We start from the raw sequence: 24139 nt of genomic DNA on the forward strand, positions 1-24139 counted from the left end.
CCCCCCCCCCCCCCCCCCCCCCCAGGGCCCAGGCGCGTCGGGCCCCTAGCGGCGGCCCTTCTCCGCCAGCAGCTCCTCGAACAGCTCGGTCCACTGGGCGTGGATCGCCTCGGGCGAGTAGTTCTGCACCGTCATCAGGGCGGCGTCGCCCATCTCGGCCCGCAGCCCCTCGTCCGCCATCAGCTTGGACATGGCGCGCGCCAGGCCGTCCACGTCCTCCGCCGGCACCAGCAGGCCCTCCTTGCCGTCCGTGAGGACGTCCGACGGGCCGGTCGGGCAGTCGAAGCTCACCACCGGCAGGGCGTGCGACATCGCCTCCAGCATCACCATGGGCAGCCCCTCGAAGCGGGAGCTGAGCACGTACATCGACCCCTTGGCGAGCTCGTCGTCCAGCTGGTCGGTCATCCCCATCAGGAAGATGTGGTTGTACATGTGGTGCTTCTCGATCAGCCCGCGCAGCTGGGCGCGCCGCTCACCGCTGCCGAAGATCCGCAGCTGCCAGTCGGGGTGGTCCTCCACCGCCTGGGCCCAGGCGGGGATCAGCATGTCGAACCCCTTCTGCCCGCGGAAGCGGCCGGCCGCGATCGCGATCTTGCTGGAGCAGGTCGACGGCTTCTGCTTCAGCGAGTGCACCGCGTTCGGCACCCGGACCACGCGCGAGCCGGGAGCGGAACGCTCGTACTCCTCGCGGTCGCGGTTGGTGAGCACGGCCACCACGTCACACCGCGGGTACAGGCGGGCGATCTCCGCCCGTACGTCCTTGCGGTGGGTGGGCAGGTTCATGTGCTCCTGCGCGACCCGCACGACGCCCGCGGTGGCGAAGAGCGCGGCCAGGAAGTTCAGCGCGGGCCGGGTGGTGACGAGGATGCCGTCCTTCAGGCCCTCCAGGTACTCGATGCAGGCGAGCTCTATGCGGCGGTCGAAGTTGCTGTGACCGAACTCGCCCTCGGGGATGTGATGCGGCGGCTGACCCGACAGCTCGGCCGAGCGCCGCGCCCTGCGCCGGGCGATCGGGCCCCGCGGGATGGCCGGCGGACGGCCGTCGCGCTGGTCGGTGAGCGCCCACACCTTCACCCGCCTGTCGTAGGGGAAGCGCGGCTCGTCGACGCGACGCAGCACGCTCACCACCTCGACGTCGTGCCCGGCCGCCGCCATCGAGCTGGCCTGGGTGAAGACGGTGCGGATGGTGCCACCCGTACCGTAGGCGTGCATGATCATGTAGCGGATCTTCATCGGTCCGTCTCGTCTCAGGACTCGTCCGGCAGGCACTCGACCGACAACCTGTCGTGCACCGTGTAGTAGGGCTTCACCAGGGCCTTTCCCGTGGGGGCGGCGGCGGACTGCGCCGGGAAGACCATGATCTTCTTCTTGCCCTTGATGTCGTCGAGCAGCTTCGCAAGGCGCAGCCGCTCACCCTCGCCGTCCCCGGGGGCGTCGCTCCCCGCGTCCCGGGTGAGGTAGAGGTCCCACTGGGCGGGGAGGGGCACCCCGTCGGCGAGGAGGTCGGTCACGGGGAGGGAGACGTCGAAGCGGTCACCGCTCTCGCCGTCCAGCGGCGCCGGATACCGCAGCGCGTGCTCCTCCTGCCCCTCCTCGTCCCGGGCCTCCGAGTCCCCTCGCGGCACGAGCAGCAAACGCCACGCGTCGGCCCGCGCGGCCGACGTGCGGACGCCGTGGAGGCGCCCGACGAACCGCAGGCGGCCGTCGCGCGGCCAGATCTGGGCGATCTCGGCGTGGGCCATCAGGAGCTCCGCCCCTCCGTCGCCGGCTCGTGGGTGTACCCCCAGGCCGCGCAGATCGGGCGCAGCACCTCGGGGATCTCGTCGGGGGAGGAGGGCAGCTCGCGGCCCGGCTGGATGGTGCCGCTGCGGATCTTGTCCTTCCAGTCCCCGAGGCCCTTCTTCATGTCGCCCGTGCCGCCGCTGTTGCGGGTGCCGTACTCCAGCATCTCGGACTCGAACTCGATGTCGAGGAAGGAGCAGATGTCCTTCAGCGTGGCGGCGGGGTCGTCCGTCAGGTCCTCGTACCGGACGACGTGGCCCGGCAGGCCCTTGCGGGCCCGCTCGGCGGCGTTCATGTACCGCAGGGCGTCGAGCGCGGCCTCCTCGCTGTCGCGCCGCTTGGGGTCGGCCTCGTGCCACGAGCGGGCGATCGAGACGGGGTGGCGCTGGAGGAAGACGAACCGGGCGTCCGGCCAGCAGGCGGCCAGCCGCTTGTAGACGAAGGCGTTGCTCGGTGTCTTCTCCACGATGATCGGCTTGCCGGACTTCACCAGCTCGCGGTGGAGGAGGCGGTCCCAGAGCATGTGCTCCAGCTCGCCGCGGTCGAGGTCGAGGGCGGCCATGGACCGCTCCGACAGGGAGGTGGAACAGCGCACCTCCAGCCTGCGGAAGTGCAGCTCGTGCGGGGCGTGCAGCTGCGAGTGGGCGTTGAGCAGCATGCGCAGCAGCGTCGACCCGGAGCGGACCGGGGCGATGATGAAGACCGGCCGTCGCAGCAGCCGGTCCAGCTCGGGGTTGGCGGGCTCGCGGTACTCGACCGCCTGAGCCTTGGGGGGCTTGGGCTTGGGGGCGCTCTTGGCCTGGGAGGCTGACGCGGCGCGTGAGGCGGTCCCCACGGCGCGGGACCGTCGCACCTCGAATCCTGTCGTGGAGGCGAGCGCGGAGTTGATTCGTTGAAGGAGGGTCATGGCGTACGAGGCTAAACACCATCCGGGAGAAGAACAACGGAGGTCGATTCAGGGCCGTTCATACACCAGAAATACACGGTTCGGCCACTGAGTGACGCTACCCAGCGTAGCCCCGACCGCGGGGCCGGGGCCGCCATCACCACCCGTCCGGCCGCATCGGGATCCTCCCCGGCCCTATCCGTTCACACCCCGGTGTTCCGACCGCGGAACCCGTTCGGTGGCGCGCATCCTCCGAGCCCTTGCTAGCCTCACGCCATGCAGTGGAAGCGCAAAGTCAGTTCCGTACGCGACCGGGCCATCGGCCCACGCGCCGATCGTGCGCAGGACGGCATCGGCCCCGGGCAGCAGTCTGCGGCCGCTTCCTCCTCCCCGAACGCCCCCAAGCGGAACAAGCCCAAGGACGTCAGCCCGCCCCCCGCGCAGGTCGCGGCCTCCGCCCGGCCACCGGCCGACCCGGAGCACGACCGGCTGCTGCGGGCTCCCGTCATCGTTCTCTCCCCACCCCGCTCCGGTTCCACCCTGCTGCGCGTGGTGCTCAACAGCCACCCCGAGCTGCACGCCCCGCACGAGACCCACGTCCGCCGTCTGGCCGTGAAGCTCACCACGCCGCCGGTGGCCCACTCCATGGAGGGATTCGGCCACAACCTGGCCGACATCGAGCACATGCTGTGGGACCGCATGCTCCACCGCGAGCTCGTGCGCAGCGGCAAGAAGACCGTCGTCGAGAAGACCCCGAGCAACGTCTTCGTCTGGCAGCGCCTGGCCACCTGCTGGCCCGACGCGCGGTTCATCTTCCTGATGCGCCACCCGATGTCGATCGCGACCTCCTGGCACGAGGGCGACCCCGCCAAGCGGCCCATGGCGAAGGCGGTGCCGCACACCCTGAAGTACATGGTGGCCCCGGAGGAGGCGCGGGCCGGCCTGCCGGGCCTGACCCTGCGCTACGAGGAGCTGACCAGCGACCCCGAGACGCAGACCCGCCGCATCTGCGAGTTCCTGGGGCTCGAGTGGGAGCCCGGGATGGTCACCTACGGCAAGAAGGACCACGGGCCGTACGTGAAGGGCATCGGGGACTGGAAGGAGAAGATCAAGACCGGCACGATCCAGCAGGGCCGCCCCCTGCCGAAGCCGGAGGAGATCGCCGAGGAGCTGCGGGAGATGTGCCGCGTCTGGGGGTACCTGCCCGCCGACGCGCCGGCCCACAGCTGACGCGCCCACGCCCGGTGGCCGGCGCGCGCCCCCCGGCGCGCGGCCGGCCACAGCCGTCCTCGGGCCCGGTCACCCCGGGCCCGTCCGGTACGTGGCCGTCCGTCGGGGCCGGCCGGCGGGGCGGGAGGCCCGTCGAGGGCCCTCCCGCCCGTGCCGACGGGGCGAGGCTCCGCCTCCGTGCCCCAGACCCCGGGTCCCGGAGGGAGACACCGCGGGGTCGGGCGGGGCGGCGCGGCCTAGCGGCGGCCGACGAGCCGCTGCACCCAGGAGCCGACCACGGCGTTCCAGTCCTGGTTCGCGGCGTCCTGGTGGCTGACGCTGAAGCGGGTGAGCGCGTCCCCGCCGCCCGAGAACAGGCCGCCGCGCTTGTCGGCCTCCAGGATCACCTCGAGGCCGCCCGCGGAGGCGAGGAAGGTGACCTCCAGCTGGTTCAGGCTGTGCGCGAACTGCGGCGCGGGCGCGAGCTCGATCTCCTGGTAGAACGGCAGGGTCTGGCCGGTGCCGCGGATGTGGCCCCGCTCCAGGTCCGCCGAGCGGAAGCCGAAGCCGAGCTGCCCGAGGGCCTCCAGCACCGCCTCCTGCGCCGGCAGCGGGCGGACGGTCAGCGGGTCCATGTCGCCCTTGTCCACCGCGCCGGCCACGGCGAGCTCGGTCCGCACACCCAGCGGTATGCCGAGCGGCTGCCCGTACACCTCGGTGATCGGGGTCTCCCAGGGCACGGGCATGCTGAACGGCAGGCTGTACTCCTGCTCCTTCGGCAGCCGGAACGGGCCACTGACCGCCTGGCGGTGGAAGGCCATGGTGGTGTCGAACTCGACGTCCTCGCCCTCCACCTCCACCCGCGCCACGAGGTCGAGCGTGACGTGCTCGATGTCCACGTCCATCGTGCCGCCGCGCATCATGACCCGGCCGCTCAGGTTGGAGCCGGGCACCACGGGGCCGCCCTCCAGAACCGTGTCAACGGACGGACCGCCCACCCCGAGTGCTCCGAGCAGCTTCTTGAACACCATCTCGGCGCTCTCCTTCGCGTCGTCTTTCCTGCTGTCGTGGCCAGCGACGCGTCCCAACCGCCGCCCCCCTGGCCCTGCCGCCTGCCAACCTACCGCCCCCGCCCGCCGGCCCGACCGACCGGACCACCCCAGGAACCACGGCGGAACCACGGCGGGACGACGGCGGAAACCACGGCCGGGCCCCGCCGCGGCGCGACCCTCCAGGGCGCGGGCGCGGCGGGGTGAAGCGGGTCAGGTGGCGGGCTCGTCGGCCAGCAGCTCCTCCGCGAAGTGGCAGGCCGCGTGGCGACCCGGCCGGATCTCCCGCAGCGCCGGCGCCTCACTCACACAGCGCTCCCGGCCCTCGGCCCGCCGGTCGCGGTAGGCCGGGCCGATGGGGCAGCGTGGGTGGAAACGGCAGCCGCCGGGTGGGTTGAGCGGGCTCGGCAGCTCGCCGGCGAGGGCGGGCGTGGAGTCGGCGCGGCGGGCGGCGGTCTCGGCGTTCGGCTGCGGCACCGAGTCGACCAGGCTCCTGGTGTACGGGTGCAGCGGCGCGTCGATGACCGGCAGCGTCGGGCCGCTCTCGACGACCGTGCCCAGGTACATGACGGCCACCCGGTCGGTGAAGTACCGCACCAGCGACACGTCGTGGGAGATGAAGACGTACGCCAGGCCCCGACGGGCCCGCAGCTCGTCGAGCAGGTTCACCACCTGTGCCTGGAGCGAGACGTCGAGGGAGGAGACCGGCTCGTCGCAGACCAGCACGTCGGGGTCGACGGCCAGGGCCCGCGCGATGGCCAGGCGCTGGAGCTGGCCGCCGGAGAACTGCCGTGGCCGGCGGTCGAGGATGTCCTCGGGCAGGCCCACGGCCCGCAGCAGCTCGGCGCAGCGCGCCAGCCGCCGGGCGGGGTCGGGCTCCAGGCCGTGGATGACCAGCGGCTCCTGGAGCAGTTCGCCCACGGTCATGCGGGGGTTGAGCGAGGCGAGGGGGTCCTGGAAGATCATCTGGACGGCGCGGCGGAAGCCTCCCAGCTGCCCGTCGCGCAGCCGCGTCACGTCCGTGCCGGCCGCCGTGACCCGGCCGGAGGTGGGCGTGTCGGCCCGCACCAGCAGGCGGGCGAGCGAGGACTTGCCGCAGCCGGACTCGCCGACGATGCCGAGGGACTCGCCGCGCTCGACGCGCACGTCCACGCCGTCGACCGACCGGACGACCCCGGCCCCGCCGCGCAGCATCCCGCCCCTGACCCGGTGGTGGCGGGTCAGCCCGGTGCCGACCAGGACGGCCCGCTCGGCGGTCGCCTCCCCCACGTCCCCCACCGCCCTCACGTCACCCGCGCCCTCGGTGGCGCCGTGGGAGGTGCGGCCGTCCGGCGCCGCCGGGCGGCCCGGTCGGGGCGGCGCGTCGGGGAAGGCGTCCGAGTCGGGCCCCCGCCGCTCGGCCCCGTCGGCGGCGTCGGCCTCGTCCGTGGTCAGGCGCGCGGTGTCGATGACGGGCAGCTGGCGGTCCAGCGGGGTGGTCATCGTCGGGACGCAGGCGATCAGCCCCCGGGTGTAGGGGTGGCGGGCGCCCGTGAACACCTCGGGGACCCCGGACCGTTCGACGACCCGGCCCGCGTACATCACGACCACCCGGTCGCACAGCCGCGCCACCACGCCGAAGTTGTGGGTGACCAGCACGATGGCGGTGCCCAGCTCGCGGTTGAGGCGGCCGAAGACCTCCAGCACCTGGGCCTGCACGGTGACGTCGAGGGCGGTGGTCGGCTCGTCGGCCACCAGTACCTCGGGCTCGCCGCTCATCGCCAGCGCGATCATGATCCGCTGGCGCATGCCGCCGGAGAACGCGAACGGGTGGTCGTGGAAACGCCGCTCGGGGTCGGGGATGCCGACCAGCCGCATCAGCTCCAGCGCCCGCTCGCGCACCTGCCGGCGCCCCAGCTCGGGACGGTGCAGACGGATCGTTTCCGCGAGCTGCCGGCCGACCGTCATCACCGGGTCGAGGGAGTTCATCGGGTCCTGGAAGACCATGGAGATCCGGGAGCCGCGCAGCGCGGCGCGCTCGGCCTCCGTCATGGCGAACAGGTCCCGCTCCCGGTAGGTGACGGTGCCCGACTCGACGCGGCCCGGCCGGCGGACCTCGCCCAGCAGCGACAGGGCGGTCACCGTCTTGCCCGAGCCCGACTCGCCGACGATGCCGAGCGTCTCGCCGGCCCGCACGTCGAGGTCGACCCCGCGCACCGCCCTCACCTCGCCGGCGGGGGAGCGGAAGGTGACGTGGAGGTCGCGCACCTTCAGCAGCGTCGCCGGCCCGGCCGTCGTCGTGGTCGTCGTCTGGGGAGTCGTGGTCATCGTCGCTCCGCGAGCTCGCGGTTGAGGGCGTCGGCCAGCAGTGTGAAGCACAGCACCAGCGCGCTGATCACCACCAGCGGGCCGACGGCGTAGAACGGTGAGGAGGTCAGGAACGTCAGGCTCGCGTTGAGCAGGCTGCCGAGGGAGGCGTCCGGGGGTGGCACGCCGAGCCCGAGGAAGCTGAGGCCACCCTCCAGGAACACGGCGGTGGAGCAGGCCAGCGCGGTCTGCACCAGGATCACGTCGAAGCAGTTGGGCAGGATGTGCCGCAGGTACAGCCGGCCGGTGCGGACGCCGAGGACGCGTTCGGCCAGCACGTAGTCGCGCGCGGCCTGGGAGCGCACCGCGCCGCGCAGCACGCGGCCGAACATCGGCGTGGTGGCGACCGCGGCGGTCACGATGACGGCGCCGACGCCGACGCCCATCAGGGCGGCGAACGCCAGGCCCAGGATGAGGGCGGGGAAGGCGAGCACGACGTCGAACAGGCGCTGCACCGGGGTGTCGCTCCACCGCCCGGCCGAGGAGAACAGGCCCAGCAGGCCGCCGGCGACGAGCGAGACGGGCACGGCGACGACGATGACGAGCAGGCTCACCCGCACCCCGGCCAGCAGCCGGGCCAGCAGGTCGCGCCCGAGTTCGTCGGTGCCCAGCGGGTGTTCGAGCGAGGGCGCGGTGAGCGCCTCGGGCGAGGCCAGCTCGTTCGGGCCGTGCGGCAGGAAGGGCGGCAGCACCAGGCTCGCCAGCGCGATGAGCGCGATGACGGCGAGGCTGACGCCGACGGCCGGCCGGCGCAGCAGCGCGGCGGCCGACGCGGCGCGGCGCGCGCCCGGCGCGAGGGGCCTGGCCGGGCCGACGGGCTCGGCGGGGCCCGCGGGCCCGACGGCCAGTCCCGGGTTCGGTTCGGTCGGTGCCGGTTCGGTCATGGGGCTGTCACCTCCGACTCTCCCTCACACGCATCCCTCACGCCCATCCCTCACCCCTCCCGCACCCGCGGGTCGATCAGCGCGTAGACGACGTCACTGAGCAGCTGCAGCACGATGAAGACCGCGACGGCCAGCAGCAGCAGCGCCTGCACCACGGGGTAGTCCCGCGACTCGGCGGCCCGCACCATGGCCTGGCCGAGGCCGGGCCAGGCGAAGACGCCCTCGACGATCACCGCGCCGCCCAGCAGGTGCCCGATCTGGATGCCGAGGACGGTCACCACGGGGCCGACGGCGTTCGGCAGCCCGTGGCGGACCAGCAGCCGCCGGCCGGTCAGGCCCCGCATCCGGGCGGCGAAGTAGAACTCCTCGGTGACGGCCCGCTGGAGCGAGGCGGTGAGGAAGCGCGCGAGCACGGCGGCGGCGGGCAGCGCCAGGCACAGGCTCGGCAGGATCAGGAACTGGATCGACCGTGTCGGATCGTCGAGGAACGAGACGTAGCCGCCCGAGGGCAGCAGCCGCAGGCCCACGGCGAAGACCAGCACGAGCACCACGCCGGTGACGTACGTCGGCACCGCGAGCATCAGCACGTTGAGGCCGGCCAGCAGCGTCCGCGGCCAGCCGCTGCGGACCACCGCGCCGGCCACGCCGAGGGGGAAGGCGAGCAGCAGCGCCAGCACCAGCGCGCTGAACGCCAGCATGCCGGTGTTGCCGATGCCGCGCGAAACGATCTCGGAGACCTCGGCGCCGTTGACGAACGAGGTCGACAAGTCGCCACGCAGGACGCCGCCGATCCAGTCGCCGTACTGCGTGAGCAGCGGCCGGTCCAGGCCCAGCTGCACCCGGGCCGCCTGGAGCGCCTCGGGCGAGGCGTCCTGCCCGGCCACGGTCGCGGCCGGGTCGCCGGGGGCGACCCGCAGCACCAGGAAGATGGGAACGGTCGCCAGGGCGAGGACGAGGACGCCCGTGGGCAGTTTGCGCAGCAGGTAGCGGAGCATCCCTCACCCCTCGGGTCAGGCCAGGTAGGCGTCGTCGAGGATCAGGTTGTTGAACATCGTGTAGCCGATGTCGCGCAGCGCCTCGGTCGTGACGAACGACTGCGAGCTGCTGAGGAGGTCGATGACGAACTGCTCGCGCAGGAGCAGCTCGGTGACCTCGGCGTAGACGCTGGCCGCGGCCTGCTCGTCCGTCGCGCGCCAGGCGCGGTCGGCGAGCTCGCGGTAGTGGTCGCTGTCGAAGTTCGAGGCGTTGGCGTTCGCGTTGAACGGGAAGGCGCCGTTGAGCAGGGTCGCCGGGTTGAGCTGCCCGAAGCCGTGTCCCGCCACCCACAGGCCGGGAAGGTTCGCGGTGCCGAGCCGGGCCTGGAAGTCGGCCGCCTGGAAGACGACGATCTCCACGTCCAGGCCGACCTCGCGCAGCCCGTCCTGCACGATCTCCGCGGTGGAGCGGTCGCCCCCGGGCTCGTTGGAGCGGATCGCGAGGTCCAGGGAGGCGCCGACGACGCCGGCCTCGGCCAGCAGGGCGCGGGCCCGTTCCGGGTCGTGGTGGTAGTGGCGGGCGGCGGCCTCGTCGTAGGCGGGGTTGCTCGGCGTCCACGGGCTGGAGGCGGTGGTGCCGATGTCGGCGACCACCATCTCGAGGATCTTCTCGCGGTCTATGGCGTGGGCGATGGCCTGCCGCACGCGGCGGTCGCCGAGCGGCTCGACGTTGACGTTGCAGCCCACGTAGTGGCCGTAGTCGTTGGTGTCCAGCTCGTGGATGGCCAGCCGCTCGTCGGCCCGCAGGTTGCGCAGGTGGTTGCCGTTGAGCTGGAAGCCCATGTGGGTCTGGCCGCTCTGCAGCGCGGCGACGATGGCCTGCTGTTCGCCGACGACGCGCAGCTCGACCTCGTCGAGGTAGGGGCGTCCGGACCGGAAGTAGTCCGGGTTGCGGCGGAAGCTCATCGAGACGCCGGGGGAGTAGTCGGTGAAGACGAACGGCCCCGTGCCGTTCAGCTCGCGGCCCGTGGTCAGCCCGTCGAGGGTCTCGTGGTCGGCGATGAACATGATCTCGCACAGGTCGAAGAAGTTGCTCACGCCGTGCGCGAGCCGCAGCGTGACCTCGTGCGGGCCGGTGGCCGAGGCGTCGGTGACGGCCGCGGCGGTGGAGCGCAGCTGCCCCGGCGCGCCCTCCTCGTTCGCCTGCCACCGGAGGTTCTCGATCACGTCGTCTGGTTCGAACGGGCGTCCGGAATGGAAGCGGACGTCGTCGCGCAGGCGGAGGACGATCGTGCGCCCGCCGTCGCTCACCTCCCAGTCGGTGGCCAGCGAGGGGCGGGGGGTGAGGGTGGCGTGGTCGTAGGCGGTGAGCGTGTTGAACGCCAGGCGCTGCCACAGGAAGTTCGGAGTGTTCTGCTGGCGGAAGGTCGGGAAGTTCGCGTCGTCGACCTGGGAGATCACCAGGGATCCGCCGCGCCGCCTGCCGCCGCCGTCGGAGCCGACCTCGCGCGCCGCCAGCGTGCAGCCGCCGACCGCGCCACCCGCGCCGGCGGCGAGGGCGGACGCCGACGCCAGGCCGCCCAGTCGCCGCAGCAGCGTGCGCCGCGAGATCGCCGCACCGGATGGACGGGACATCGCCTCTCCCTTCGGCCGGCGCTCCGTGATCGGCACTGAACGTTCACCTAAGCAGCGTGATCTCGTCCCATCAAGACTCTGGGCCGAAAACTCCTTCGCGTCGTCACCCCCGCACCCCGGGCGACGGCGGGGGCGCGGGCGGCGGCGCCGTGCTGGCGCGAACCACCAGGTGAGTGGGCACGAGGGTGGTGCCGCGCTCCGTGGACTCCGTGCGCAGCCGCCGCAGCACACCGTCGACCAGCAGGCGCCCGACCTCGGCGAAGTCCTGGTGAACGGTGGTCAACGGCGGCATGAAGGAGCCGGCCTCGGGGATGTCGTCGAAGCCGACGACACTCACGTCCTCGGGCACCCGCCGGCCCGTCTCGTGCAGGGCGCGCAGCAGGCCGAGGGCCATCTGGTCGTTGGCGACGAAGACGGCGGTGCAGCCGGGCTCGCGGGCCAGCCGCAGCCCGGCGCGGTAGCCGGACCCGGCGCTCCAGTCCCCCCGCACCATCGGGGGCACGGCGCGCCCGGCCCGCAGCAGGGTGGTGCGCCACGCCTCGGCGCGCCGGCTGGCGGCGAACGAGGCCGCGGGGCCGGCGAGGTGCCAGACGGTGTCGTGGCCGAGGTCGAGCAGGTGGGTGACGGCCTCGCGGGCGCCGCCGGCCTGGTCGGTGTCGACGACGCTGTACCGGTCGGCGGCGTCGGAGTCGGCGACGGCGACGTGGACGCCCGGCGGGATCGAGACGGTGGCGGCGTCCAGCAGGTGGACCTCCATGATCACGATGATGCCGTCCACCGCCAGCTCACCGAGGCGGGTGACGGCCTCGCGCACGCCCTCGTGGGTCGGCGCGGCCACCGGCAGCAGCGTGACGGCGTAGCCCTGGCCGGCCGCTCGGGCGGCGATGGCCTCCAGGGTGCGGACGTTGCCCGTGGTGGCGAGCGTGAAGAGGATGACGCCGAGGGTGCGGGACTCGCCCCGCCGCAGGGCGCGCGCGGCGCTGTTGGGCCGGTACCCGAGCTCCCGCATGGCGGCGAGCACCTGCTGCCGGGTGGCCTCGACCACGCCGGGGTGTCCGTTGGAGACCCGCGAGACGGTCTGCGACGACACCCCGGCGAGCCGGGCGACGTCGGCCATGGAGACGCGACGCCCGCGACGCGGCGCGGGGATCTGCGCGGCCTGCTCCACACTGCCCTCCGAATCCCTCGGCGTCGCTGAGCGCCCCCGTGCCTGACGACGGCGACGCTTGACGCCTGACTTCGAGCAGTGTAAGCATCACGCTAAACAATGTTTACGCAAACATCACCGGTATCGATCATTTTCCATCAGTCCATGGAACCGTGACCACCAGCATCGCGAGGAAGAGCACATGACAGCGTTGTCGCCCCCTGCGGTGACCGGACGGCGGGGCCCTCGGTCCCGACGCCGCGCCGGCCGCCGCAGGTCCTGGGTCGGGTGGGGCTTCGCCGGACCGTTCATGGCCGTCTTCGGCCTCGTGTTCCTTGCGCCGATCGGGTACTCGATCTACCTCAGCCTCTTCCGCGACCAGCTCGTGGGCGGCACCTCCTACGTCGGCCTGGACAACTACCAACGGGTGCTGGACGACCCGGCGTTCTGGGAGGGGCTCGGCCGCGTCACGCTCTTCCTCGCCGTCCAGGTGCCGATCATGCTCGGCATCGCGCTGCTGGTGGCCCTCGCCATCGACTCCGGGCGGCTCTACGGCCGGGACTTCTTCCGCGTCGCGATCTTCCTGCCCTACGCCGTGCCCGCCGTCGTCGCCACCCTCATGTGGGGCTTCATGTACGGCACCCAGTTCGGCCTCGTGGGCAACATCAACGACACCTTCGACGTCTCCCTGCCCAACCCGCTCTCGGCCGACCTCGTGCTCGCCTCCCTCGGCAACATCGTGACCTGGGAGTTCGTTGGCTACAACATGCTGATCTTCTACTCCGCGCTGCGCGTCATCCCCCACAGCCTCTACGAGGCCGCGGAGATCGACGGTGCTGGTCAGCTGCGCGTCATCACCGCGATCAAGCTCCCCGCGCTGCGCGGCGCCCTCGTCATCGCCACGATCTTCTCGATCATCGGCAGCTACCAGCTCTTCAACGAGCCGAGCATCCTCCAGAGCCTGGCGCCCAACGCCATCACCACCGACTACACCCCGAACCTCTACACCTACGCGCTGGCCTTCTCCGGACAGCAGCACAACTACGCGGCCACCGTGGCGATCGTCATGGGCCTGGTCACCATGCTCGTCGCCTACGTCGTGCAGCTGCGCGGCATGCGAAGGGAGGACTGACGCCGTGGCCACCACGACCCTCGGCGAGGGCGCCACACCGCGCGGCGGCCGGCGCTCCACCGCCCCCCGGCTGCGCACCCCGCGCCGCCCGCGTCACCCGCGCCACCACACCGTGAACCGGCCGCGCCGCAGCGTCCCGCTCACCCTCGTCACCGGGCTCGTCCTGCTCTACACCCTGGTGCCGCTGCTGTGGCTGCTGGTCAACTCCACCAAGACCCAGTCCAGCCTGCTGAACTCCTTCGGCCTGTGGTTCAGCGGAGACTTCGCCCTCTTCTCCAACATCGCCGACACCCTCACCTACGACGACGGCGTCTTCCTGCGCTGGCTGCTGAACACCCTGCTCTACGTCGTCATCGGCGCCGGCGGCGCCACCGCGCTCGCCGTCCTCGGCGGCTACGCCCTGGCCAAGTTCGACTTCCCCGGCAAGCGCGCGGTCTTCGCGATCGTCCTCGGCGCGATCGCCGTGCCCGGCACGGCCCTGGCCGTCCCCACCTTCCTGATGTTCAGCGAGATGGGCCTGACCAACACGCCCTGGGCCGTGATCATCCCCTCGCTGATATCGCCGTTCGGCCTCTACCTGATGTGGGTCTTCGCCACCGACGCGATCCCCACCGAACTGATGGAGGCCGCCCGGATCGACGGCGCCGGCGAGCTGCGCACCTTCCTGCGCGTCAGCCTGCCGCTGCTGGCCCCGGGCATCGTCACCGTGCTGCTGTTCACCATGGTCGCGACCTGGAACAACTACTTCCTCCCGCTGATCATGATCAAGGACCCGGACTGGTACCCCCTCACCCTGGGCCTGAACTCCTGGAACGCCCAGGCCGCCACGGCGGGCGGCGAGGCGATCTTCCACCTCGTGATCACCGGCTCGCTGCTGACCATCCTCCCGCTGATCGCCGCCTTCCTGCTGCTCCAGCGGTACTGGCAGTCGGGCCTCGCCGCCGGCAGCGTGAAGGAGTGAGGGCCCCAGGACCCCGCACGCCCCCGCCTCCGCCCCCGTCCCGTTCCCGTCCCCGCTGTTCACCCCCTTACGACGAAGTGAGACACCGATCATCATGAGCAAGAGACTGCGTCGCGGCCTGGTCCGCGCCACCGCGCTGGGCTGCGTCCTCGGCCTGGGCCTGACCGCCTGCGGGTCGGACGACGAGGGCGGCTCGGGCGGCTCCGGCACGCCGGAGGACGTCGAGGCCGCCCTGGAGGAGGGCGGCAAGATCACGGTCTGGGCCTGGGAGCCCACCCTGGAGCAGGTCGTCGACGACTTCGAGGCCGAGTACCCGAACGTCACCGTCGAGCTGGTGAACGCCGGCACCTCGCAGGACCAGTACACGGCCCTGCAGAACGCCGTCGACGCCGGCCGCGGCGTGCCCGACGTCGCCCAGATCGAGTACTACGCCCTGGGACAGTTCGCCATCGGTGAGTCGCTGGCCGACCTCACCTCCTTCGGCGCGGACGAGCTGGAGGGCACCTACTCCCCGGGGCCGTGGAACTCCGTCCACTTCGGCGAGGGCATCTACGGCCTGCCGATGGACTCGGGGCCCATGGCGATGTTCTACAACAAGACCGTCTTCGACGAGAACAACATCGAGGTCCCCACCACCTGGGACGAGTACGTGGAGGCCGCCCGCCAGCTGCGCGAGAACGACTCCGACTCCTACATCGCCGCCGACACGGGCGACGCCGGCGCCACCACCAGCCTCATCTGGCAGACCGGCGACAAGCCCTACACGGTCGACGGCACCAACGTGTCGATCGACTTCTCCGGCGAGGGCGTCAACCAGTACGCCGACACCTGGCAGCAGATGATCGACGAGAACCTCTTCACCGACGTCTCCGGCTGGACCGACCAGTGGTACCAGGCACTCGCCGACGGCACCATCGCCACCCTCGTCACCGGCGCCTGGATGCCCGCCAACTTCGAGTCCGGCGTGCCCGACGCCTCGGGTGACTGGCGCGTCGCGCCGATGCCGCAGTGGGAGGAGGGCGGCACCGCCAGCGCGGAGAACGGCGGCAGCTCGCTCGCCGTCACCGAGGCGAGCGGCAGGAAGGCCCTGGCCTACGCGTTCCTGGAGTACGCCAACGCGGGCGACGGCATCCAGACCCGCCTCGACCAGGGCGCCTTCCCCGCGACCACCGCGGAGCTGGAGTCCGAGGAGTTCCTGAACGTCGAGTTCGAGTACTTCGGTGGCCAGCAGGCGAACAAGGTCTTCGCCGAGTCCGCCGCCAACGTCGTCGAGGGCTGGCAGTACCTGCCGTACCAGGTCTACGCCAACTCCATCTTCAACGACACCGTCGGCCAGGCCTACGTCTCCGACCTCTCCCTGCGGGAGGGCCTGACGGACTGGCAGGACCGGTCCGTCCAGTACGGCCAGGAGCAGGGCTTCACCGTCGAGTAGCCGCAAGCCGGCCGCCCGAGCCGGTGTCGCGCCACGCGGCCCGGCGTCCCGCCAGCCCCACCGGGGGCACGGCGGGACGCCGGGCCGTCGCCGTTCCGCCCCACGCCTCCGGTTCACGCGTCCGGTTCACGCGTCCGGGCCTCCTGGGCCCGGCGTGCGGCGTGCCGCAGACTGGGTGCCATGGACCTCCAGATCACCGCGACCGACCCGGCGCACCCGGCGACCCTGCTCGACCTGCCCTGGGACGTGCCGCTCGCCGCGTGGCCGGAGAAGTACCTGGTCGCCCTGCCCCGCGGCATCTCCCGCCACGTCGTGCGGTTCGCCAGCGCCGGCGGCGAGGTGTTCGCCGTGAAGGAGGTGGGGGAGTGGGCCGCCGTCCGCGAGTACGGGCTGCTGCGCGACCTCGACCGCCTCGCGATCCCCGCCGTCGACCCCGTGGCGGTCGTCACCGGCCGCAGCGACGCGACCGGCGAGCCGCTGGAACCGGTCCTCATCACCCGGCAGCTGAAGGGCTCCATGCCCTACCGCTCGATGTTCGAGACCACCATGCGTCCCGGCACCATCAAGCGGCTGCTGGACGCGCTGGCCGTGCTGCTGGTCCGCCTCCACCTCAGCGGCTTCGCCTGGGGCGACTGCTCCCTGTCCAACACCCTCTTCCGCCGCGACGCCGGGGCGTACGCCGCGTACCTCGTGGACGCCGAGACCGGGCAGATCCAGCCCCGGCTCACCCGCGGCCAGCGCGACTACGACCTGGAGGTGGCGCAGGTCAACATCGTCGGCGAGCTGATGGACCTGGAGGCCGGCGGCTCCCTCCACCCCGCCGTGGACCCCGTGCCCTTCGGCGAGGAGATCGTCGCCCGCTACGGCGAGCTGTGGCACGAGCTGACCCGCACCTCCGTCTACCCCGAGGGCAAGCGCCACTACATCGACCGGCGCATCCGCCGCCTGAACGACCTCGGCTTCGACGTCGCGGAGATGCAGATCCAGCGTTCGCCCGCCGGCGACACCGTCACCTTCCTGCCGAAGGTCGTCGACGCCGGCCACCACCAGCGTCAGCTGCTGCGGCTGACCGGCCTGGACGCCGAGGAGAACCAGGCGCGCAGCCTGCTCAACGACCTGGAGGCGTGGATGGCCACCCAGGACGACTACGCCCCGGGCGACCCGCTGGGCGCCCGCCCCGAGGTGCTGGCCCACCGCTGGGTCCGCGACGTCTTCCGGCCCGCGGTCCGCGCCGTCCCGCGCGAGCTGCGCGACGGCACCGACACCGCGCAGATCTACCACGAGCTGCTGGAACACCGCTGGTTCCTCTCCGAGCGGGCCCAGCGCGACGTCGGCATGGACGCCGCCGCCGAGGACTACGTGCGCACGATCCTCCCCGACCGCCTCGCCCAGGCCGAGGCCGCCCGCGTCGCCGCCGTCGAGGAGGCGTGAGCGATCGCGCGGTGCGGTGCCTGCCGCCATAGTGGCCATAGGAAGCCCCGCGCGGGCCACGCAGGGCGGGCGACGGAAGGAGCCGGGCCATGGGGCACGCGATCTGGGCCGAGGGGCTGGTCAAGCGCTTCGGCGAGACCACGGCGCTGGCCGGCGTCGACCTGCGCGCCCCGCCCGGCACCGTCCTCGGCCTCCTCGGACCCAACGGCGCGGGGAAGACCACGGCCGTGCGGGTGCTGGCGACGCTCCTGACCCCCGACGCCGGCCGCGCCAGCGTCGGCGGGTACGACGTGGTGCGCGACGCCCACCGGGTGCGGCAGCTGATCGGGCTGACGGGCCAGTACGCCTCGGTGGACGAGCTGCTGACCGGGCTGGAGAACCTGCTGATGATCGGCAGGCTGCTCGGCCTGAGCCGGGCCACCGCCCGCGCCCGGGGGCGGGAGCTGCTGGAGCGGTTCGGGCTCGCCGACGCGGCCGGCCGCCCCGCCGGCACGTACTCCGGCGGCATGCGGCGCCGGCTGGACCTGGCGGCGAGCCTGGTCAGCCGGCCACCGGTGCTCTTCCTCGACGAGCCCACGACGGGTCTCGACCCGCGCGCCCGCGTCGAGCTGTGGGAGCTGATCCGCCGGCTCGTCTCGGAGGGCACCACCGTGCTGCTGACCACCCAGTACCTCGACGAGGCGGACGAACTGGCCGACGAGATCGTCGTGATCGACCACGGGGAGGTGATCGCGACCGGCACGCCGGAGCAGCTGAAGGCCGCCACGGGCGGGCGGACCCTCGTGGTGCAGCCGCTGGACGCCGACCGGCTGCCGGAGGTCCGTGGGCTGGTGGCGGAGCTGACCGGCTCCGAGGCACAGGTGGAGGGCGCGCGGGTGACGGCGCCGGTCGCCGACCCGACGGTGCTGCCCGCCGTGGTGCGGCGGCTGGACGACGCCGGTGTGGTGGCCGGCGAGCTGACGCTGCGCGGCGCCAGCCTCAACGAGGTCTTCCTCTCCCTGACCGGCCACCCCACCGAGCCGGACGCGACCGCGACCGCGACCGCGAACGGGGACGGGAGCGGGAGCGGGAGCGGGAGCGGCGAGCGGGACACGGCCGGGGAGCGGGCGGACGAACGGGTCGGAGAACGGACCGGGAACGCGGACCCCCAGGAGGCGGAGGCGAGGGACCCATGAGCGTGACCGACGCGACGGCCGAACGGCTCGCGCCGCGGGTGACCGTGGCGCAGGGCGTCCGGCAGAGCCTCACCCTGGCCTGGCGGACCGTCGTCCAGGTGCGGCACAACCCCTGGGAGCTGAGCGACTTCAGCATCCAGCCGATCATGTTCGTGCTGCTGTTCACCTACGTCTTCGGCGGCGCCATCGCCGGCTCCGTCAGCGACTACCTGACCTTCATGCTGCCCGGCATGATCGTGATGAACATGCTCTTCGTCACCCTCTACGTCGGGCAGGGCCTCAACACCGACGTCCACAAGGGCGTCTTCGACCGGCTCCGCGCGCTGCCCATCGCCCGGTGGGCACCGCTGGCCGGCCGCATCATGGCCGACCAGGTCAAGCAGGCGTGGTCGATCGTGCTGGTGCTGGGCGTGGGGCTCATCCTTGGCTTCCGCCTCGGGTCGCCGGGCGTGCCCGGCATGGTGGCGGCCGGCCTGCTGCTGCTGGTGTTCGCGCTGGCCTTCTCCTGGGTCGCGGTGTTGGTGGGGCTCGTGGCCAAGGACGCCGAGCGGGTGCAGATCTTCGGCTTCACCGCCCTGTTCCCCGTCACCTTCGTCAGCACCGTGTTCGTGCCGGCCGAGACCATGCCGGGCTGGCTCCAGGCGTTCGTCGAGGTCAACCCGGTCAGCATCCTCGCCAAGGCGTGCCGGGGCCTGATGCTCGGCGGCCCGGTCGCCACGCCCGTGGCGCAGTCCCTGGCCTGGGCCGTCGCGATCGCCGCGGTCTTCGCGCCGCTGTCGGTCCTGGCCTTCAAGCGCCGCATCTGACGACCGAGGACCACGGGCGCGACGGCCCCACGCCGGGCGGACCGGCCCCGGCCTACCAGCGGTGGTGGACCTGCTCGCGGATCCGCCGGTCGTACAGCGCGCGGACCGCCTCCAGCGTCGACGCGGGCAGCGCCGGCACCGCGGCGGCCGCCGCGTTGGCCCGCGCCTGCTCGGGCGAGCGGGCGCCCGGGATCACGGTGGTCACCCCCGGCTGCTGGATCACCCAGCGCAGCGCCGTCTGCGCGGGGCTCACACCCTCGGGCGCCAGCGCGGCGAACTCGGCGGCGGCCTCCACACCCGTGGCGTAGTCCACCCCGGAGAACGTCTCCCCCTGGTCGAACGCCTCGCCGTGCCGGTTGTAGGTGCGGTGGTCGTCGGCCGCGAAGACCGTCTCGTGGGTGTAGCGGCCGGACAGCAGGCCGGAGGCCAGCGGCACGCGGGCGATGATGCCGACCCCGGCCTCGGCCGCGGCGGGCAGCACCCGCTCCAGCGGCTTCAGGCGGAAGGGGTTCAGGATGATCTGCACGCTCGCCGTCCCCGGCCGCGCGATCGCGGTCAGCGCCTCCTCGCAGGTCTCCACGCTCACCCCGTAGGCGGCGATCCGCTCCTCCTCGACGAGCGTGTCCAGCGCGTCGAAGACCTCCGTGGAGGAGAGGACGGGCGTGGGCGGGCAGTGCAGCTGGACCAGGTCCAGCACCTCCACGCCCAGGTTCGCGCGCGAGCGGTCCGTCCAGGACCTGAAGTTGGCCAGCGTGTAGTTCTCGGGAAGCTGCGCGACCCGGCGGCCCATCTTCGTCGCGACCGTCAGGCCGGCGGCCACGTCGGGGCGGTCGCGCAGGTACCGCGCGATGAGCCGCTCGCTGCGCCCGTCGCCGTAGACGTCGGCCGTGTCCAGGAACGTCACGCCCGCCTCGACGGCGGCGTCCAGTACGGCCAGGGCGTCGTCGTCCGCGACCTCGCCCCAGTCGGCGCCCAGCTGCCAGGTGCCGAGTCCCACGACCGACGCCCGCCGACCCAGGCGCCCGAAGTCTCGTTGCTCCAGTTGCTCCATGAAGGTATTCAAACCCCTCGCCCCGGCTCAGTCACCGGCGGCTCCCGGCTGGCCGCCGGGCAGCGTCTGCTCGGTCCAGATGCTCTTGCCCTCGGTGGTGACCCGGGTCCCCCACCGCCGGGAGAGGGCCGCGACCAGCTGGAGCCCGCGCCCGCCCTCGTCGGTCTCGGAGGCGCGCCGCACGTGCGGCGTGGTGTGGCTGCCGTCGGACACCTCGCAGATCAGGCTCCGGCTGCGCAGCAGCCGCAGCCTGATGGGGCCCCTGGCGTGCCGGACGACGTTGCCCACCAGCTCGCTGGCGACCAGCTCGGTCGTGGTCGTCAGCGCGTCCAGGTGCCAGGCCGCCAGCTGCTCCCTGACGTGGTCGCGGGCCTGGCCCGCCGCGATGGGGTCCTCCGGCAGGGCCCAGGTGGCGATGTTGTCGGGCGACAGCCAGTGGGTCTGCGCCACGAGCAGCGCGGCGTCGTCGCCCTCGTGCTCCACGCCGGCCGGCAGCAGGGCCGTGGTGATCGCCTCGCTCAGCTCCTCCGGGCTCTGGGCGCGGCCCGCCCGGTAGGCCGTGGACAGGACGGAGGCCAGGTGGGCCATGCCCTGGTCGATGTCGCGGCCCGGGGACTCGACCAGGCCGTCGGTGTAGAGCACGAGCAGCGCGCCGTCGGGCAGTTCGAGCTCCGCGGTCTCGAACGGCGGGGCCGCGGCGCCGAGCGGCGCGTTCGGGTCGAGGTCGGGGAAGCGCACCTCGCCGCCGGGGGTGACCACGGCCGGCGGCGGGTGGCCGGCGCGGGCGAAGACGCAGCGGCGGTTCGTGGGGTCGTAGACGGCGTACAGGCAGGTGGCGTAGAACTCGTCGCCGAGGTCGCTGACGATGTCGTTGAGGTGGGTGAGGACGTCGTCCGGGGGGAGCTCCAGGTCGGAGAGGGTGTGGACGGCGGTCCGCAGCCGGCCCATCGTCGCCGCCTCCGACAGGCCGTGGCCCATCACGTCCCCGATGACCAGCGCCACCCGGTCGGCCGCGAGCGGGATGACGTCGTACCAGTCGCCGCCCACCTCGGTGCCCCGGCCGGCCGGCAGGTAGCAGGCGGCGGCGGTGACGCCCGGCAGGCGGGGCAGCTCGCGCGGCAGCAGGCCGCGCTGGAGCTCGCGGGCGCGGCCGTGCTCCAGGTCGTAGAGCCGGGCCCGCTCCAGGGCCTGGGCGACCAGGCCGCTGACGGCGACGAGCAGGGTGCGCTCCTCGCCGCCGAGGTGGCGGGGGTGGTCGAAGGAGATCACGCAGGCGCCGATGCCGCGGCCGGAGACGATCAGCGGCAGGAACGCCCACGAGCGCTTCGCCGAGCCGGCGACCAGGCGCTCGGAGCCCGGGTAACGGGCCAGGTACTCCTCGGGGGACTCCACGAAGACCGGGGCGTGGTTGTTCAGCGCCTCCGAGATGGCCGTGGCGGCCTCGGGCACCAGGTCGTCGACGATCCGCAGGAACTCGGGGTCGTAGCCGAGGGCGTCGATGATGCGCAGGCGGTCGCCCTCCACGGCGTAGACGGCCATGGAGGAGGCGGAGAACGGCGACATCACGTGGTCGGCGACGGCGTTCACCACGTCCTGCGCGGTGACCGCCTCCGAGAGCGCGGCCGTCAGCTCCCCGATGCGCGTCGCCCGCTCGCCGGCGGCACGCTCCAGGGCCGCCCGCTCGCCCTGCTGGCGCCGTCGCTCGGTGACGTCGGTCAGGAAGACCGTGAGGCCCTCGGGCACCGGCATGAGCCGCAGGTGGTACCAGCGGTCCTCGCCCGGCAGCTGGACGTCGAACTCGTCGGGCTCGCCCCCGGTGGTGGCGGCGGCGCGGCACCGTTCGGCCAGTCCGGGGACCCGGCGCACCGTCGGGAGGTCCCACAGGCGGCGGTGGGTCAGCTCGCCGCCGTCGCCGAGGAGGCGCTCCGCCTCGGGGTTGACGAAGGTGATGACCCCGCCGCCGCCCGCCGCCACGAAGCCGTCGCTCATCTGGCGCAGCGCGCGGCCGGCCGACTCCAGCGCGTTGTGGGCCTCGGTGGTGTCCCACAGCGTGCCGAGCATCCTCGTCGGGCGGCCCTGATCGTCGGCGATCACCCGGCCGCGGGTGCGCACCCAGGCCCACGAGCCGTCGGCGCGTCGCACCCGGTACTCGTACTCGCCCTCGCCGTGGGAACGGATCGCCCGCTCGGTCTCGGCCATCACGGTGGGCAGGTCCGCCGGATGGATCAGCGAGGTCCACGTCTCCATCCGCCCGTCGAAGGCGTGGCCGGGAAGGTCGAGCCACGAGGGCACCGGCTCGGTCCACGTGACGTCGCCGCTCCTGACGTCCCAGTCCCAGGCGCCGATCCGCACGGCCCGCAGGGCCTGCCGGATGTCGGTGGGAACGGCCCGGCCGCTGCCCGCCAGCGGCATGGTGTGGCCGGTGCGGGAACCGGTGCCCAGCCGGCCCGCGGCCCAGCCCGCGATCTGCTCGGCGACGGCCAGCCCCGCCGTGGCCGGTTCGCCCGCGGCGGGGGGCAGCAGCACGGTCAGGGTGCCGGCGGGGCCGTGCGGGGTCGGCAGCGGGAAGGCGACCACGTCGGCCCGGTCGTGGTCGGAGGCCGAGCCGGGGAGCGCCGCCGCCGTGGGCCGCCACACCGCGGCGTCCTCCCGCAGGGCGAGGGCGGGAGGGGACTGCTCGTCGCTCGGCACGGTCTCCCACCCGCTGCTGACCGCGCGGGGCAGGCCGGCGCTGACCACCAGCAGGAGCGGGCCGGCGGGACCCGGGCCCCGAAGGTGCGCCATGCCGCCCAGGCCGCCGAGGGCCGCGACCGCCTGCTGGAGGGCCAGCAGCAGCACGTCGGCGTCCGACAGGCCCGCCTCGGCGGCGGCCAGCACCTCCAAGCGCCCAGCCATGCCATCCCCGATCGGTGTGTTCACGGCCGCGTGAGAACGCGTACGTAAACGATGAAACGTGGTGTACCGACTCTATAGGGGGTTTTCTGGGCTCTCAGCGCAACGGCCACCGCGACGCCACGGCGTCGGGCCGTCGGACGCGGCTCGTCGGGTGCGGCTCGGGGTGCGGCTCGTCCGGCCGTCGCCGCGGGGTCCCGGCCTCAGTCCCGCAGCGTCCAGCGGGCGACGGTCTCGTAGCGCGGCGGTGCGCCGGCCTCGCCCGTCGGGAGGTGGCTGCGCACCAGGCCGACCTCGGCCAGGGCCCACGGGCTCCCGGCGAAGCCGGCCAGCCGTGCGGCGAACGGCGCGAGGTCCGGGTGCTCGCGGCCCCGGCCCCTGCCCCGGCTTCGGGCGAGGGTCAGGTGCGGGTGGTAGGGGCGGTGCTCGGAGCGCGCGACGCCCGCGCGGCGGCCCGCCGCCGAGGCCGTGGCGGCGAGCCGGTCCAGCAGCGGCCGGTCCCCGGCGACGCCCAGCCACAGCACCCGCTGGGAGAACCGTCCCGACCCGGCCAGCCACAGCCGGCCGGGCGGGTGCCCGGCGGTGCCCCGCGCGAGGCGTTCGCACAGGTCGGGGACGGCCTCGCGCGCCACCTCCCCGTAGAACGCGAGCGCCAGGTGCCAGGTGGCGGGGTCGGTCCACCGCAGCCGGTCCGCGCCCGGCAGCGCCCGCACCCCCTCGACGGCCGTCGCCACCTCGGCCAGCGCCGTCGGCGGCGGCGTCACGGCGACGAAGAGCCTCAGGGTCCCCACGCCGCCAGTGTCGCGCGCCCCACCCGCCCGGCGCCCGCCGGACGCCCGCGGTCCGCCTGCGTCCGGCCGTCCGTGGCGCGAGGATGGAGGGGTGGCGCACTCCAGCGGTCCCGAAGGGCGGCGTGCGGGCCACCGAAGCCTCCCGCACACCGCGGACCTGCGTGTCGAGGCGTGGGCGCCCAGCCGCGAGGAGTGCCTGGAGGAGGCGGTGCGCGCCGTGGTCGAGGCGTTCGTGGACGTGGGCTCCGAGCAGGCCGCCACCGCGGGGCGGCGCGAGCGCGAGACGGTGGTCCGGCCGGGGCCCCGGGGGGACGAGGACCTGCTCGTCGACCTGCTCGACGAGGTGGTCTACCGCCTCGACGCCGACGGCGAGGTGCCGCTGGACGTCCGCGTGGCGCCCCACCCCGAGGGCGTCCACGCGGTCTGGGCCATGGCGTGGGCGGGGGTGCTGCCGGTGGTCGGCGCGGTCCCGAAGGCGGTCACGCTGCACGGGCTGGCCCTCGACCACACCCCGCGCGGCTGGCGCTGCGCGGTGACGCTGGACGTGTGAGCGCGG

General features: G+C 73.4%; 19 protein-coding genes and 1 pseudogene. 8 read left to right on the plus strand and 12 right to left on the minus strand.

The genetic code is table 11. From position 1 onward, the window contains the following. Positions 1-45: 45 nt before the first annotated feature. The 3 genes from ACTWP5_RS07400 to ACTWP5_RS07410 are packed head-to-tail and all read right to left on the minus strand — an operon-like array spanning position 46 to position 2689. Positions 46-1233 (minus strand): glycosyltransferase family 4 protein, encoded by a 1188-nt coding sequence (locus ACTWP5_RS07400; protein ID WP_443219958.1) that lies wholly within the window; start codon positions 1231-1233, stop codon positions 46-48. A gap of 14 nt (positions 1234-1247) precedes the next feature. Continuing rightward, complete coding sequence (locus tag ACTWP5_RS07405) at positions 1248-1742, minus strand: hypothetical protein (protein ID WP_443219959.1); 495 nt, start codon at positions 1740-1742, stop codon at positions 1248-1250. Continuing rightward, the gene (locus ACTWP5_RS07410) at positions 1742-2689 is read right to left on the minus strand and encodes a sulfotransferase family protein (RefSeq protein ID WP_443219960.1); all 948 of its coding nucleotides are present in this window, start codon (positions 2687-2689) and stop codon (positions 1742-1744) included. Before ACTWP5_RS07410 ends, ACTWP5_RS07405 begins: the two co-directional genes overlap by 1 nt. Positions 2690-2944: 255 nt before the next feature. On the opposite strand from ACTWP5_RS07410, the gene ACTWP5_RS07415 reads away from it, so the two are divergent. Further along, positions 2945-3898, plus strand: coding sequence for a sulfotransferase family protein (locus tag ACTWP5_RS07415; RefSeq protein ID WP_443219961.1), 954 nt, complete (start codon positions 2945-2947; stop codon positions 3896-3898). Positions 3899-4137: 239 nt separating this feature from the next. On the opposite strand, the pseudogene ACTWP5_RS07420 reads toward ACTWP5_RS07415, so the two are convergent. The 6 genes and pseudogenes from ACTWP5_RS07420 to ACTWP5_RS07445 form a co-directional block, all read right to left on the minus strand. Beyond that, positions 4138-4908: pseudogene (locus ACTWP5_RS07420) on the minus strand (sporulation protein); the annotation flags it as partial. A gap of 231 nt (positions 4909-5139) precedes the next feature. Beyond that, a complete protein-coding gene (locus tag ACTWP5_RS07425) occupies positions 5140-7233 on the minus strand; it encodes a dipeptide ABC transporter ATP-binding protein (RefSeq protein ID WP_443219962.1) in 2094 nt (697 codons plus the stop codon). Then, a complete protein-coding gene (locus ACTWP5_RS07430) occupies positions 7230-8156 on the minus strand; it encodes an ABC transporter permease (RefSeq protein WP_443219963.1) in 927 nt (308 codons plus the stop codon). Before ACTWP5_RS07430 ends, ACTWP5_RS07425 begins: the two co-directional genes overlap by 4 nt. 50 nt (positions 8157-8206) lie before the next feature. Further along, positions 8207-9151: an ABC transporter permease gene (locus tag ACTWP5_RS07435; RefSeq protein ID WP_443219964.1), complete on the minus strand. Its 945-nt coding sequence runs from the start codon at positions 9149-9151 to the stop codon at positions 8207-8209. Positions 9152-9166: 15 nt separating this feature from the next. After that, positions 9167-10765 (minus strand): ABC transporter substrate-binding protein, encoded by a 1599-nt coding sequence (locus ACTWP5_RS07440; RefSeq protein ID WP_443219965.1) that lies wholly within the window; start codon positions 10763-10765, stop codon positions 9167-9169. Positions 10766-10868: 103 nt separating this feature from the next. Further along, entirely contained in the window at positions 10869-11882 is a 1014-nt protein-coding gene (locus tag ACTWP5_RS07445) for a LacI family DNA-binding transcriptional regulator (protein ID WP_443220204.1), read from the minus strand. A 232-nt stretch (positions 11883-12114) separates the two neighbouring features. On the opposite strand from ACTWP5_RS07445, the gene ACTWP5_RS07450 reads away from it, so the two are divergent. The 6 genes from ACTWP5_RS07450 to ACTWP5_RS07475 all read left to right on the plus strand — a co-directional run bounded on the left by ACTWP5_RS07450 (position 12115) and on the right by ACTWP5_RS07475 (position 18849). Then, a complete protein-coding gene (locus ACTWP5_RS07450) occupies positions 12115-13044 on the plus strand; it encodes a carbohydrate ABC transporter permease (RefSeq protein WP_443219966.1) in 930 nt (309 codons plus the stop codon). Between the two features lie 4 nt (positions 13045-13048). Beyond that, positions 13049-14005, plus strand: coding sequence for a carbohydrate ABC transporter permease (locus ACTWP5_RS07455; protein WP_443219967.1), 957 nt, complete (start codon positions 13049-13051; stop codon positions 14003-14005). Between the two features lie 94 nt (positions 14006-14099). Then, entirely contained in the window at positions 14100-15437 is a 1338-nt protein-coding gene (locus ACTWP5_RS07460; protein ID WP_443219968.1) for an ABC transporter substrate-binding protein, read from the plus strand. Between the two features lie 180 nt (positions 15438-15617). Then, positions 15618-16868 carry a DUF4032 domain-containing protein gene (locus tag ACTWP5_RS07465; RefSeq protein ID WP_443219969.1) on the plus strand — a complete coding sequence of 417 codons (1251 nt, stop codon included), beginning with the start codon at positions 15618-15620 and terminating at the stop codon, positions 16866-16868. A gap of 89 nt (positions 16869-16957) precedes the next feature. Then, positions 16958-18043, plus strand: coding sequence for an ATP-binding cassette domain-containing protein (locus ACTWP5_RS07470; RefSeq protein ID WP_443219970.1), 1086 nt, complete (start codon positions 16958-16960; stop codon positions 18041-18043). Next, complete coding sequence (locus ACTWP5_RS07475) at positions 18040-18849, plus strand: ABC transporter permease (RefSeq protein ID WP_443219971.1); 810 nt, start codon at positions 18040-18042, stop codon at positions 18847-18849. The genes ACTWP5_RS07470 and ACTWP5_RS07475 overlap by 4 nt, the downstream gene beginning before the upstream one ends. A 52-nt stretch (positions 18850-18901) precedes the next feature. Here ACTWP5_RS07475 and ACTWP5_RS07480 read toward each other — a convergent pair whose 3' ends face one another. The 3 genes from ACTWP5_RS07480 to thpR all read right to left on the minus strand — a co-directional run bounded on the left by ACTWP5_RS07480 (position 18902) and on the right by thpR (position 23583). After that, the gene (locus ACTWP5_RS07480) at positions 18902-19891 is read right to left on the minus strand and encodes an aldo/keto reductase (RefSeq protein ID WP_443220205.1); all 990 of its coding nucleotides are present in this window, start codon (positions 19889-19891) and stop codon (positions 18902-18904) included. Positions 19892-19927: 36 nt separating this feature from the next. Beyond that, positions 19928-22795, minus strand: a complete 2868-nt coding sequence (locus ACTWP5_RS07485) for a SpoIIE family protein phosphatase (protein WP_443219972.1) — start codon at positions 22793-22795, stop codon at positions 19928-19930. A gap of 200 nt (positions 22796-22995) precedes the next feature. Then, entirely contained in the window at positions 22996-23583 is a 588-nt protein-coding gene (gene thpR, locus ACTWP5_RS07490) for an RNA 2',3'-cyclic phosphodiesterase (RefSeq protein ID WP_443219973.1), read from the minus strand. 91 nt (positions 23584-23674) lie between these two features. Between thpR and ACTWP5_RS07495 the strand changes: the two genes are divergently transcribed. Further along, positions 23675-24133, plus strand: a complete 459-nt coding sequence (locus ACTWP5_RS07495; protein WP_443219974.1) for an archease — start codon at positions 23675-23677, stop codon at positions 24131-24133. Positions 24134-24139: the final 6 nt, after the last annotated feature.

It is taken from the genome of Streptomyces sp. 4N509B (assembly GCF_052245655.1).
Taxonomy (GTDB): domain Bacteria; phylum Actinomycetota; class Actinomycetes; order Streptomycetales; family Streptomycetaceae; genus Streptomyces.